13 protein-coding genes and 1 riboswitch are annotated in these 13552 nt (G+C 36.7%); of the genes, 10 read left to right on the forward strand and 3 right to left on the reverse strand.

Annotated elements, in window-relative coordinates; all coding sequences use genetic code 11:
• Positions 1-184: 184 nt before the first annotated feature.
• Both NLX67_RS21465 and NLX67_RS21470 read left to right on the forward strand, forming a co-directional pair.
• The gene (locus NLX67_RS21465) at positions 185-619 is read left to right on the forward strand and encodes an SMI1/KNR4 family protein (protein WP_254313448.1); all 435 of its coding nucleotides are present in this window, start codon (positions 185-187) and stop codon (positions 617-619) included.
• A 111-nt stretch (positions 620-730) separates the two neighbouring features.
• A complete protein-coding gene (locus NLX67_RS21470; RefSeq protein ID WP_254313449.1) occupies positions 731-1141 on the forward strand; it encodes a DUF4362 domain-containing protein in 411 nt (136 codons plus the stop codon).
• A gap of 359 nt (positions 1142-1500) precedes the next feature.
• Positions 1501-1587: riboswitch (cyclic di-GMP riboswitch) on the forward strand.
• A 307-nt stretch (positions 1588-1894) separates the two neighbouring features.
• On the opposite strand, the gene NLX67_RS21475 is transcribed toward NLX67_RS21470, so the two are convergent.
• Positions 1895-4159, reverse strand: coding sequence for a putative bifunctional diguanylate cyclase/phosphodiesterase (locus NLX67_RS21475; protein WP_254313450.1), 2265 nt, complete (start codon positions 4157-4159; stop codon positions 1895-1897).
• Between the two features lie 436 nt (positions 4160-4595).
• Positions 4596-4907, reverse strand: a complete 312-nt coding sequence (locus NLX67_RS21480) for a hypothetical protein (RefSeq protein ID WP_254313451.1) — start codon at positions 4905-4907, stop codon at positions 4596-4598.
• A gap of 462 nt (positions 4908-5369) precedes the next feature.
• Between NLX67_RS21480 and NLX67_RS21485 the strand changes: the two genes are divergently transcribed.
• The 6 genes from NLX67_RS21485 (at position 5370) to NLX67_RS21510 (ending at position 11026) form a co-directional block, all read left to right on the forward strand.
• The gene (locus tag NLX67_RS21485; protein WP_254313452.1) at positions 5370-5819 is read left to right on the forward strand and encodes a DinB family protein; all 450 of its coding nucleotides are present in this window, start codon (positions 5370-5372) and stop codon (positions 5817-5819) included.
• A gap of 437 nt (positions 5820-6256) precedes the next feature.
• Positions 6257-6700, forward strand: a complete 444-nt coding sequence (locus tag NLX67_RS21490; protein ID WP_254313453.1) for a VOC family protein — start codon at positions 6257-6259, stop codon at positions 6698-6700.
• 361 nt (positions 6701-7061) lie between these two features.
• Positions 7062-8624 (forward strand): sensor domain-containing diguanylate cyclase, encoded by a 1563-nt coding sequence (locus NLX67_RS21495; protein WP_254313454.1) that lies wholly within the window; start codon positions 7062-7064, stop codon positions 8622-8624.
• Positions 8625-8829: 205 nt separating this feature from the next.
• Positions 8830-9393, forward strand: a complete 564-nt coding sequence (locus tag NLX67_RS21500) for a site-specific integrase (RefSeq protein ID WP_254313455.1) — start codon at positions 8830-8832, stop codon at positions 9391-9393.
• 137 nt (positions 9394-9530) lie between these two features.
• Positions 9531-9710 (forward strand): hypothetical protein, encoded by a 180-nt coding sequence (locus NLX67_RS21505; protein ID WP_254313456.1) that lies wholly within the window; start codon positions 9531-9533, stop codon positions 9708-9710.
• A 332-nt stretch (positions 9711-10042) separates the two neighbouring features.
• Positions 10043-11026 (forward strand): helix-turn-helix domain-containing protein, encoded by a 984-nt coding sequence (locus tag NLX67_RS21510; protein WP_254313457.1) that lies wholly within the window; start codon positions 10043-10045, stop codon positions 11024-11026.
• A 489-nt stretch (positions 11027-11515) separates the two neighbouring features.
• Here NLX67_RS21510 and NLX67_RS21515 read toward each other — a convergent pair whose 3' ends face one another.
• Positions 11516-11974 carry a hypothetical protein gene (locus NLX67_RS21515; protein WP_254313458.1) on the reverse strand — a complete coding sequence of 153 codons (459 nt, stop codon included), beginning with the start codon at positions 11972-11974 and terminating at the stop codon, positions 11516-11518.
• Positions 11975-12262: 288 nt separating this feature from the next.
• Between NLX67_RS21515 and NLX67_RS21520 the strand changes: the two genes are divergently transcribed.
• Positions 12263-12781 (forward strand): MerR family transcriptional regulator, encoded by a 519-nt coding sequence (locus NLX67_RS21520; protein WP_254313459.1) that lies wholly within the window; start codon positions 12263-12265, stop codon positions 12779-12781.
• A 61-nt stretch (positions 12782-12842) separates the two neighbouring features.
• The gene (locus NLX67_RS21525; protein ID WP_254313460.1) at positions 12843-13466 is read left to right on the forward strand and encodes a ParB N-terminal domain-containing protein; all 624 of its coding nucleotides are present in this window, start codon (positions 12843-12845) and stop codon (positions 13464-13466) included.
• The last annotated feature ends 86 nt before the right edge of the window (positions 13467-13552 follow it).

Consider the following 13552-nt stretch of genomic DNA (forward strand, 5'->3'; position numbering starts at 1 on the left):
AACGTGCTATCACTTTCAGTGTTAGACTAGGCAGAGCCTAGTGTTATCGCGATATCGCGAAATTTTGATTTTGTCACTCTGTGTGACACTAAAAAAAGGCTATTTGACACACTGCGTGACACCTAAAAAAGCTGTTTTGTCACTCAGTGTGACAGTACAAAGCTTGCAAAGGAGGTAGACTGCAATGTGGAAAAATTACATTGAGGAAATATCGAAAGAATATCATTTCAAAGCACCGGCAACTTCTGAAGATATTTTATGTATTAAAGAGAAATTGAATGTCGAGTTGTCAAAACAGCTCTTAAATTTGCTGAGTGAAACTAATGGAATACTTGATAGTTCTGATTATCCGTTGGTTTGGTCAACAGATCAGATAGTAGAAGAAAACTTGTTTTTTAGAAATTTCGATGATTACAAGGATATCTATATGCCATTTGATCATTTGTTGTTTTTTTCTAATGCAGGAACGGGTGATTTATTCGGATTAGCTGTGTTAAACGGAAGTATTCAAAAGGATGATGTATATGTTTGGGATCATGGAGACGATAGTCGTACGTGGATTGCTTCTTCTCTAAAAGAATTTCTTAAAGGCTGGATTACCGAAGAAATTTCTATTTAGATGCAACATAAATTGCAATTTTGTTGCATCAATAAGCAGCCAGAATTCTCTCTGGCTGCTTTTGTCATGGTAAAATATTGTAAAGTTTTGTTTTCAGGAAGGGGGATGGTTATGAACAAAGTGATTATAAGTGTTTTATGCGCTTTATTTTTCATTACAGGCTGCTCTAAAGATAGTGTTCAGTCTAATAATAATGCTATTGCGGAAGTGGTGAATAAACATAACGATATTCAGAACTTAGAGGCTCTCAATACATTTATAAAACGTGCAAAACTTAAAAAAGAAGATGTCGTAAATTATGTTGAGTACGGTACAGAAGGACAACGCGGGGTAATGACCATAACATCGAAAGAGAACAGTATTCATGTTTCCAGCAGTGTTGATAAGAAATTTGTTGAGGAATTCAGTTGTGAAGACATAATGATTGATACAGAAAATGGTGCCGATAATTATATTCTTAAGCAATGTACAGGAGATTCCGGAGTAACAAGAGATTTTCCCCTTCTGACAGTTTCTAAGTAAATTAACCAGTTTTTAATTGGGATCTAATGCAATATAAATGCAATTATGTTATATGACAGACCCCCCCTAACTTTTTCAAAAAGTTAAGGGGGGTTTTTTATTAGAAAGCTTTCTTAAGTCTATTTCTTTCTTGAGTAAATTAATGAATTCTATATCTAATTTCATTTTTTTTTGCTTGGTTATACGCCTTCAGTAATTGTTCATCTGATAGGTGTAGTTTTCTCAAGTTCTCCCTCCTATTTTCAAAGTAGTTTACCCTTGAAAATAATTGGAAAACAGCTCTTGAAATTAATTTTAATGTGCCTCTAAATTTTAGTGTTTTTTTACTGGAATCAGGTAATATGTAATAATAAATACCTAAAAATTAAAGGCAAACTAATCGAAAGATTAGGACGCAAAGCCACGGGTCTAAAGCTTTTGAAGGCTAAGATAGCCGGGCTGCAGAAGTGAGAAGGTACACACCGCCATGAGTGATGATAAAAAGACCGTATTATCTTTATGAAAGAGCTCACTCGTTTAAATGGCGAGTGTGATCGTTGCAGCGATGTACGGATTAAAGCAGAAATAAATAAAGATATTGCCCTTTTAAAAGAGGCTATTGAGTTGCTATCGCTCAATAGAAATGCAACATAAATATAATTATGTTGCATTCGAAACGCTCCAGATCTTTAGAATCTGGGGCGTTTTTTCGAAGTCCCATTTTCACGGGTCAGTTCACTATAAATATGTGGGGGTTGGTTGGCCAATAATCCTTTACACAAAGTTCCTGTTGTTTAGCAAGTGTTTTTCAAATTCCTGTGCAGGTACAGGCCTTCCAAAAAGGTAGCCTTGTCCATATCTACAATTGTGTTTTAATAGCATTTCAACCTGCTGTTCCTGCTCAATTCCTTCAGCAATAACTTGGAGATTTAAGCTCGTTCCAATCTCTGTAATGGCTTTTACGATGGCTTGATTAGCTGGATCATTAAGGTCGTCAATGAAAGATTTATCCAATTTTATGATATCAATTGGTAATGTTTTTAAGCAATGCAGAGAAGAATAGCCGGTACCAAAATCATCAATTGACGTTCGAACTCCCAGTACTCTTAAGTCATAGAGTATTTCAGTGGACTGCTTTAAATTCTGTATAATACTTTCAGTAATTTCTAGTTCAAGAAAATGAGCATCTAAATGGGTTTCTTGTAAGATATTACGGACCGTTTGAATAAAATCATTTTGTTGAAATTGACGGACAGAAACATTTACTGACAGGCAAATTGAAGGCAGTCCTGTGTTTTGCCACTTTTTTGTTTGTTCACAAGCTGTTTTCAGCACCCATTCGCCAATCGAAACAATTTGCCCCGTTTCCTCAGCTACCGGAATAAATTCAGCAGGAGAAACAACTCCCCATTCCGGATGTTCCCATCGCAGTAAAGCCTCCATTCCAATTATCTTTCCTGTATGCATGTCTACTTTGGGCTGATAATGAAGGGAAAACTGGTTCTTCTCAATAGCCTTTCTTAAACCATTTTCTATATTCATTTTTCGAAACAATAGGTCATGAAGTGCTGGATTATAGAACTGAAAATTATTTTTCCCTTTTTCTTTTGCTAGATACATGGCTGCATCAGCATTTTTGAATAATAGTTCGGTATCTTCTCCGTGTTCCGGATAGATGCTTATTCCTATACTTGAAGTGATCACAAGTTCATTACCTTTAATCGAAAAGGGTTTACTTGAGTCTGTTAGAATGCTTTCTGCTATGGCAACAACAAGAGACATATCAGTTATTTGAGGAAGCAAAATTAGAAATTCATCCCCCCCTATCCGATAGATAATCCCGCGTTCTTGTAAGATAGTTTGTATTCGTTGTGAAAATTCTTTTAATAAGCTATCTCCTACATAATGGCCTAGAGTGTCATTTACCCCTTTAAAACGGTCTAAATCAATTAATAAAAGAGCCGCCATATTCCTGTTACTTTTGGCTTGATAAAGCATCTCTTGTGCATCCTCGGTGAACTTAGACCGGTTATATAAGCTGGTTAGCGGATCGTGATACGCTAAATACTTATACTCTTCTAGTAATTTTTCATTTTTTTTCATTATTGAAATCTGGCGTACGATAATGAACAGAATAGAGAGGGAGAAGCCAATAACTAGGAAATCCACATAACGATAGTTATTGTAAATAATTAACATTAGGATAAAGAGGACACTTGCATAAAGAAAAATATTATAGTTACTTTTCACATAATAAGGCGATACAGAGCTCGTTTCCTTTGGATGTTCTTGAGCGTATAATCCTGCTAGGCCTTTTAACAATAAAGGGATTTGCCATAAGGGATCAATAAAATGACCTAAGACCGAAGTGTGGTTTACAGAATAATAAACATAAAGTAAATCCCCAATAATTTGTATGAAAAACCCAATTGAAATGATCAGAAAAAAATTTTTTTGATCCCGGTATTGAGAAAGGTAATAAAAACTGATAGCAAAAAATAAGAATCCTAAATCGAATATCGGATAAGCTGAGGTGACAAAAGTAAAGCTTATTGAATGATCTGATAGTGCAAAGACAGGTTCAATTATGTATTGAAGACTAATGGTAGTAACTATAATCATGAATAGAACAATGTTAAAGGCAAATGGCTTGATTGACACAGAGTTGAACATCAATTTTGCTCTGTAGATGAAGGCGGCTAGATAAATGGAATAAGTTGTTAGCCACATAGCATCTACCCGGCTTGGAGAGGGGAGTGTTATGGATAAAATATTTTGATAATAAAAACAGATGCCATAGGACACAATATAAAATAACGCGCCAACGCTTAATAGGAGCCAAAAATAACGGTATTTAGTCTCTGTAACCCGGTAAGTTTGAAATAGCCAAATAAAACTGACCGTACTTCCTGCCATTGAAAAGATATTTGTCCCTAAAAAGCGCATCCAGTCATTTTCTCGAAAGATAAAAATCCAAGTATAAAATGTAAAGAGATAGATAAGAATAAAAAAGAATGCAGGTCGTTTAACGGATGCCATATAAGTACCTCATTTGTTTAAAATGTGTGAGTTCGAGAAGGATAGAAATAAAGATCATATACATGAAATATCCAAATTGCATAATTTAAAAACTACCTTCAACCAAACAGTTGATAAATATATCGGCTTATTTTTTAGATCTTAAAGTAGATGGGAACAAGAGTTTATAGAATTAAAGGATGTACTATTTCAACAAGCATTTTTTATACTGTCGCGTTAGGTTGGTGGCAGTATGTCGAAATTTGTAGAATTTTATTTCGTATGGTAACATCTAAGACATACACATTTTTGTTTTGCCACGGGGATTCCTCCGTGGTTTTTTTATATATAAATTTAAGAAATATACGGAATGAATGCAACATAAATGATAGTTTGTTGCATTTAAAAAGGACACCACTTTTAAATGGTGTCCTTTTTATTCATTACATTCGTTTAATTAGAGAATGCCACCTGAAAGATCATCACCGAGCAGGCTGTCATCATTCTCGTTATCATCGCTCTCAGAACCATCTAGAATATCATCTAATTCAACATCTAAATCTAAATTCAAGCCAGCGTCATTATCGTCAGCCTCAACTTGAGATTCAAGGTTAGATGTCACATGTCCATCTTGGAGTTCTGTGTTCGATTGATTCGAAAGATCAATTTGAGTATCATCTAGTTCGCTTGCAAATGATACGTTCCCTGCGGCTCCAGCACCCAAAACTAATCCTGCAGCTAAACCTGTACTCGCTAATTTTTTCAACATAATCTCGTCACGCTCCTCATGGTATTTTTATGTCTCATTAGCAAACTTTCCCTCAAAAAAAGGCGATAAACGATAACTCACCGGATGTAATAAGAATGTAAGAAGTATGAAAATTTCCCTTAATACGATTACCATTTTCTGAATATTAAAAATAAATATTAAGACTAAAATAAATGTAACATTATTTGACTTATGTTAACTCCTCTTGAATGCAGCCATGAGAGTTTTTTGTAACGTGTCTTCTTGAACTCCCATGTAAGAACGGGTTTTCTTGCATAGTCTGTCGTGCATTGCTTGCGCTGCATGGATGGCTAGCGGGTGCAAGAGTAGAGCAAGGTTGGGCTTGTTACGACAGCTCTATTTTCTTATGGCGCTAACGTGGCGGTTGAGTGGAAGAAGGAGTAAAACTCTTTGTTATAGAAAAAGAACACAAGTGATTTTTTTATAGGGGGATGATTCTTATTGAAAACTATCCAAAAGATGTATGAGCATTTAAATTGGGCTAATCAACACATTCTTGAGACATTGAAAAGTATCGAAGATGAAAATCAAGAGGTGAGACGTTTATTTTCCCATATCCTATTTTCAGAAAAAGTATGGATAACTAGATTACGAGGATTGGACAGTTCAGGACTGCCCATCTGGTCAGAGGTCGATATAGAAGTCTGTGCAGAACTCGTTATGCAAAATGAAGAGAGCTTAACGACGTTTTTCACTAATTTAGCAAATACTGACCTAGATAAATTAATATCCTACACAAATAGTAAAGGAACAGAGTTTAAGAATTCTGTACGGGATATTTTAACTCATGTAGCATTGCATGGTCAGTATCATCGAGGACAGATTAACTCACGACTTCGAGCAGATGGTATTGAACCAGTTAATATTGACTTTATTACATTTGTGAGATAGATGTATTCGGGGTAGCCTTGTTCAATCCCTAGTTTATGATATGCGTCTATATTCCACTAATGGGTGCGTAGTTCAAGAATGTGAGATGTGAAATTTAACTCGTAATGCAACATAAAGGCTATTATGTTGTGTTGAGAACGCCCCGGATCTTTAGAATCGAGGGCTTTTTTTCGATTTGAGTGCAATCACAAGGAGATTTTTGTAATGCGTCTTATTGAACTAACATGGCAGTTTAGTGGAAGAAGGAATTTGCTAATAAGATGTCTAATATCCAATTAGAACAAGAGGATTTATTTTTGTTGACTTAACGAGATTTAATAACGGAATCTCTAATCCAAATGTGTACAGGAGTTTTGTTTTTAATGATTACATCCATCTTTCGAATGTTGGATAAATATGGATAATAATATACCTAAAAATTTTTTGGAGGGGAAAATGTGAATAGGTTAAATCTAATAACTCTTGGTACAAAGGACATTGTAAAATCTCATAATTTTTTTATGGAACTTGGTTTTGACACCTCAATTAGGGGCTCAGAATCAAATCCTTTTATCATTTTCTTTAGAAATGAAGGGACAAGAATAGCCTTGTACCCTTTAAAAGAACTTGCTAAAGATGTAAATAAAGACAATCCTCCTACTATATCAAATGGGTTTTCAGGAATAACATTAGCTTACGTTGCTAAGTCTGTTGAAGAGGTAGATGATGTTTTAGAAAAGGCAGTATTGGCAGGGGGAAAACTACAAAAAGAGCCTAAAAGGACTGATTGGGGAGGTTATGGAGGATATTTTACTGACCTAGATGGCTACTATTGGGAAGTTGCCTATGCCGAAGACTGGGAATTCGATGAATCAAATATGTTAGTTATTAACGACCAATAAAAGTTTGTGAATAAATGTACTTAAACAAACGAATCTTAGCCTTCAGCAAGGATTCCAAACAGGACCCATCAAGGGTCCTTGTTTTATGTTCATTTATCAATAATCTTATTGAACTAACGGGGGCGTTAGTTGAAAAGGTAAATCATCAAACTCGCTTCCGAATGCAACATAAATGTTATTATGTTGCATTGGAAACGCTCCCGATCATTAGAATCTGGAGCGTTTTTTGTGTAGTAAAAGAATTCATAAACTGTTTAATTTTGTTAATTATTAGTCATTGTTGGATTTACAACAGACATGGTATATTTTATTGGGCTATTCAGAATATGGATGGCAACTTTCCATTGATTGGTGAAGATATATGAAGAAACCTATTAGATTAAGTATACAATTTCTTGTTTTGAGCTTACTGGCTTTTGCCATGATTGGTACCTTTGTTGGAAGTACTATTTCAAGCATTTTAGTAAGTAAAAACAATCTGGAGAAGAATTATTTAGTTGAGAATCAATACTACGCTCAAAAATTGGCAAGTACAACGGATTCTCTTTTTAGCAATATGATGACAAAATTAACGGTGGAGTCAGAAAAGGAAGAATATATAACCGCAGATTCTAACGAAATATATGAGGAAGTAAAGCAGACGCTAGAATCTACTGATTTTTTTAACTCTGTCTATTTTGTTGATCAAACAGGAAACTTCCGTGCATCAGCACCAGATAGGGAAGTAGAAGGGAAGGCCGCAAATAGCATCGGTGCAAAAGAAGCGCTGAAAAAGAAAGTACCCTTAATATCGGAACCATATGTAAGCGTGACGGGGAAGCTGATATTGCTTGTTTCTGTACCTGTTTTTGATGATAACGGGTCATATAAGGGGTTTATCGGGGGAGCTATCCATTTGCGTGAAGAAAACAGCCTGACGAGAGTGCTTGGGCAGCATCCAAAACATGAAAATGATTCGTATGTATATGTAGTCGATTCTAAAGGTAAGATTATTTATCATCCAGATAAAGATAGAATTAACGATAGCGCTAAAGAAGACAAAGCCGTGCAGCAAGTGTTGAAAGGGAATAACGGAAGTCTAGAAGTTAGTAATACACAAGGTATTTCAATGCTAGCTGGTTACGCTTCTTCTAAAAGCAAATGGGGCATTATCTCCCAAACACCGAAAGAATCCGTTATGGAACCAACGATTGAAATGGCAAAGCAAGTTAGCTTCATTGCCATTCCCTTTATGATTTTTGTTTTTGTACTAACCCTTGCTATGTTAAAAAAAATCGTGAATCCGATAAGAACGCTAGCCATCTACGCAAAACAAATTACATTAGATCCATCGTTGCCAACGCCGCGCATTCCCGATTGGTATTTTGAGTTAAAGACATTAAAGCGTGCTATTTTAAAAAATGTAGATTTTTATCAGAAAAAACTTACCTATGTTGAGAGTGAATCGAATCTTGATCCACTGACTGGCTACTATAATCGCCGCTCTTTAAAAGAAAAGATTCGTCATTTAGAAATGTACTCCATTATTTTGTTTGATGCTGACCGTTTTAAAACTGTAAACGATCAATTCGGACATCAAGTGGGGGATGCGGTATTAAAACATATTTCCGAATTAGCTAAAAAAGAAACCAGGGAAAGTGATTTGTGTTTCCGTATAGGTGGAGAAGAATTTTTGATTATTCTCCCAGAAACGGATCTAGCATTGGCTCAAATGATTGCAGAACGAATAAGGAAAACAGCTGAGGCCAAAATTAGCCCTACTGGAAAGCCGATAACGATTTCGATGGGAATTGGAAATTTGCCAATTACAGCAAGTGATTTTTCAGAATTATTCAAAGTGACTGACCAAGCTTTATACAAAGCGAAAGAAGAGGGAAGAAACAGAGTAGTCATTGCAAATCGTTTAAACAATAATAAAAACTAGCGACATTATGTCACTTACAATAAGAATCCAATGCAACATAAAGGGTATTATGTTGCATTGGAAAAGATACAATAAAAGAGGCGCCATCCCTTGATCATCAAGGGATGGCGCCTCTTTTTGTTTGGCTGTCGATCTTCCAATGTAACATGTTGGGTATATATGTTATATTGAATATAACAAATTGAATGGAAAATGAGGGTTTTTGATGGCTGAAAAACAAGGACAAAACACGGTCGATCCGATCCGTGATCCAGAGCAGATCCGGGCAATGAAAGAATACCTGCTTCACCAGTCGTACCGGGATTATTTTTTGTTTACCTTCGGTATCAACTCCGGGCTGCGTATCAGCGATATCATCGGGCTTCGTGCGATGGACGTTCGAAACACGGATCATTTGCGCGTGAAGGAGAAAAAAACGGGCAAAATCCGTAAAATTCGCATGACGGGCGCGTTAAAACAGGAAATTGAGAAATACACGCGCCAGATGGCTGATTCTGACCTCCTGTTTCCTTCCCGGAAGGGCAAAGGTCCAATCGGTCGCGAAAACGCCTGGAGGGTCGTTAACGGAGCTGCGCGAGCGTGTGGCATCAACGGATCTATTGGGACACACACCATGCGTAAAACATTCGGGTATCACTTTTATCAGCAGACAAAGGATGTGGCCATGTTGCAGCAGATCTTTGGCCACTCGGCTCCATCTGTGACTCTTCGTTATATTGGCATTAATGATGAAATGGTCGATCAAGTTTTAGAATCTTTTTCGCTCTAAAAAGATAATCCAATGAAAATACCTTCTTTTTTGTACTTAAAATTAATAAACTTTTTCTTACTGCCTATAAAATAACTCGATTATTTTCAGGAAATGAGTAAAATTAATCTTAGTAAAATATGGATAGACGAGGAAATATGGGGAAAAAAGGTGGTATTATCTTGGTTGGAAAATTAGTTCGGTATAAAGAAAAGATTTATGAAATTGTATTCGATTATGGGAATGGTTATTTAGAGATTAAAGAGCAATGCACTTATCGTAAATTTGAACTCGTTAAAAAAACGGACGTAGTTGAGGTTGAGACAGAATTACATTAATTTTAGCAGCAAAGAAAATCCATGAATTGCTTCCATGTCTTGTATAATTTCTGAAAGTTTGCTATAAATAGAATCAATTAAATCGAGCGGAAAAAGCAAAAAGGCAAAAGCGCGTTATAGTGTGGTTGGCCCCACCTATAACCGTCCACCGTGTTCTGAGCACGGTAAACACTTGCTTTCACCTTTTATTAACGTTAATATGCCTGTATTTTACGGCATTTAAACGCAAATTTCAAGGGGAAAGTCTCTCTTTTACAGTCATGCAAAAGACGTGTTTACCGATTTTTATACGGTAAATGCGTCTTTTTGTTTTCTGAAAAGGAGACGAAACCATGACTGTAAGCAGAATTGTAACCACAGATGAATTTAAACAAATGATGAGCTACAAGGTGTGTGCGGAGAACCATAACCAGCAGCAATCCCTAAAACTACAGCTTTTAAAAGAGGTCGAAGCAGTGTATGGCGAACGCTACTGGAGCTTGAAGGAAGGCACGCGCAAAGCGATTGATATGCTGTGCTGGTTTGCTTCAGAGCGTGGGTTTGTCTTTGCAAAGGACGAATACCTGGCTAATCGGTACGGCGTTTCAGCAAAAACGATCCGGAATGTCCTAAAGAAATTACGGGAAGAAGGTGTGATCTTTACGGTGTATCGCCGGCCTAGTAATCAAAACTGCCGGACGGCTCCCGTCCATTTATTTAAGACACATCCGTATTTTAAGTATTGGGAAAACATGCTGGATTTACGTGATTTCCAGAACGATTTCCAAAACGAAACTGCTGAAAAGCCTTGTGAGAGTAAGGAAGAACAGCCAAAAAAAGCTCCTACCAAGTATTTATCTTTTAATAAAAATCTTTTAAAGATCTTACGTAAGAAGGATCGTCTGAATTCGTCTTTTACACCGAAAGTGGTTCCAGATGAATTTGTGAAAACGGCGAAGCCTTTCTTTGATGATGCAGAAGACATTTATGACCTTTGGAAAAAAGCAGCCCTTGTCTATCGCCAGTTTGATTTGCTGCACGAATTGGAACAGTACACGGAATTAGTGATTGATGCGCTGAAACAGTCTGTTTATGCCCTGAAACACCGGAAGATCCGGAAAGATTTTAAAGGCTATTTCTACGGAACCCTGCTTAAAATGTTTACATACCAAAAACGCCAGGAGACATTTTCTAGCCACCCGTCTATCTTTAACTGGCTTGAAGATCCGGAAGAAGAATCAGCCGGCAGCACGAAGAATTGGCGTACAGAAATTCAAGAATTAATGGCGAAAGAAGAACGGAATCTGGATTATTTGATTGAGGAACTTCCTTACTGAATCATCCAAAACCGTTGCTAGAAAAAAGAGAAAACCGGTCTGCCGGAAAGTCGAAAAATGCAGGCAGCCATTGTGTCTGCTTCTGAAAAGAACGGTGTCTTTTTCTAGCAAATGCTGTTCTTTTGCGTTCTTTTTTTAGCCATGCCGTTTTATTTTAGGTGTCAAAAAGTTTGCCATTTGGCTGAATTTGCTGTCAAAAAATTTGACAGTACCCCTGTTTTTAGTGTCAAATTTTTTGACAAAATGGAAATTTCGCGTACCCACGAAAACACTAGGCCCTGCCTAGTACCACACGGAAAGTGGGGTCACGTTTTCCTTATGCTCTTTCTCGCTTTAAAGACAAAACGCAGCCAAATTTCAATCTGGCCAGCTTAAGCGAATGGAGCTTGCTTAAGCCAGTTTGAAAATCTTTGGTTAAGACCTGTTTACGACTAGAAATAGACCTGAAATTTAATCGGTAATAGACCAAAACTGTTGAGTAAAACTAGTTTATTTATACTGGTGAAAATTTGTCTCCTTTGGCGTTACGGATTTGATATACGCTATATCTTCCTCACTGATATCCGGAACGAAAAACTCTGTTCCCCAATGTTCAGAGTCAAAAAGAGGTATCTCATTTTTACTCAAAGAAATTGAAAACCATTTTAGTCTCCCGTTTGTTTTTACATTCTTATATAACAGGTGGTTTGTGATCTCTTCTGTTTTGCTTCCTTTGATATGAGTAGTATTTCTCTCATTTACTCTTTCATAAGAGTCTTTGAATAACAGGGTCGTTTCCTTAATAATATCTTTCTCATCATTCCAACATTGAATTTCTATGATGTTTGATTGCTCGATAAATTTTCTCATTAAAAGAACCCAGTAATCATAATTTTCAGTTTCAGGGATTGGAAAGACATTAAATTCTTCAGTAAATGTAGGAACAGTAAAATGTAATTGATAGTTCATATTTCATTTCCTTCCTTTTTAGAGAAAATAAAGAAAATCGTTTTCCTTTCTTTGATTATAAATTATTAGTCAACAGTTCTTTTGAAAATTTTTTTTGAATTTAAATATATGTGCAAAATTCAAGTATAGACTTTGTGCACTTGAAGGGATCGGAGTGATAACCTAGAATTAAATTCAAGGTTCAAATGTAGAGAAAAATCTAGAATGTTCTAGTTCTAGAATCGTGTTTAACCCATAAGAACCAATAGGTTTATCCGTTCTAGGTTTCAGAATCTGGAGGTAACAATCATGGAAAAAATCCTGGAAGAAAAAGAGCAGCATGATCAGACATACACAACGAAAGAGACCTCGCGTCTGACCGGATTGAGTATCGATTTGCTTCGTCTTTATGAGAAAGAATTCAATTTGAACATACAACGCACGAAAGGGAATCACCGGAGATACAGTCAGGATGACATTGAGTTATTCGTAGAGATAAAGAAGAAGATCCAGGAACAAAACTGGAGTTATAAAATGGTGCTGCAGTGGTTAAACGGCAACGAAATAAAAATGGAATCACCTGCTGTTCAATCAGAACTAGAAAAAAAAGTAGATCTTCTTCAAGATATGGTTCAAGAATTACTCGCGAAATCAAAAGAAGATGATTTATTTAAACAGGCCCTGATTCAACGATTAGATCAACAAGACACATACATAAAAGAATCCCTGGAGAAGCGGGATCAACTGTTGTTAGAAAGTCTCGCGAAGTCCACAGAAGATCGAAAAAACTCTCGAACATTATTCCAGCGTTTGTTGAAAAGACCTTGAATGAACATGAAGCACAAGAAGCAAAAACATTCATGTAGCAGGAAAAAGGGGAGAAGAAAAAATGGCACATAAAATCACACTAACAGGCAAGCCGGTAAGTGCATTACGGTTGAAAAAGGATTTCTGTACATTCGATATGGAGGAAAAGGGCTCTCCAGCAGCCCCGAAAGGTCTCCCGAAAAGCTCAACGATTACCTATACCGTTTTTATTAACCAAAAGCAGTTAAAAAAAGCGGGATTAACAGAAGAAAACATTCAAAATCAGAAGATTACGGTACAGGGAGAACCTACACTGGACGTTCCCGTAGATGACTGTCCGGGCGAGATCGGTGTCACGTGCTTTCAAGTTTCTGTGATTCCAGAAAAACAAAAAGAAGAAGTGAAGGCAGAGAAAAAAGAAGAAGCGAAAGCAGAAGAGCTGCCAAAAGCACCGGAGGGCACCGAAGACTTTATGGAGCTAGAGCAGATCAAGGTGCCAGAAGAATTTTTGAAGTATCAGCCGAATCCGTATAAGACACAGCTGGTGATCGACCATGTAAAACAGTCCGGCATGTTGGATGAACCGATTACAATTAATCGGGAAACCAAGGTATTAACCGATGGATACAGACGGTATATTGTGGCTGAAAAACTAGAAATAAAAACAGTGCCTGTTATGTACGAAAAAATCAGTGTGGAAAGCTAAATAGCAAGAAAGAGCATAAGGAAAACGTGCTATCACTTTCAGTGTTAGACTAGGCAGAGCCTAGTGTTATCGCGATATCGCGAAAT

Source organism: Domibacillus sp. A3M-37 (assembly GCF_024213455.1).
Lineage (GTDB): Bacteria > Bacillota > Bacilli > Bacillales > Domibacillaceae > Domibacillus > Domibacillus tundrae.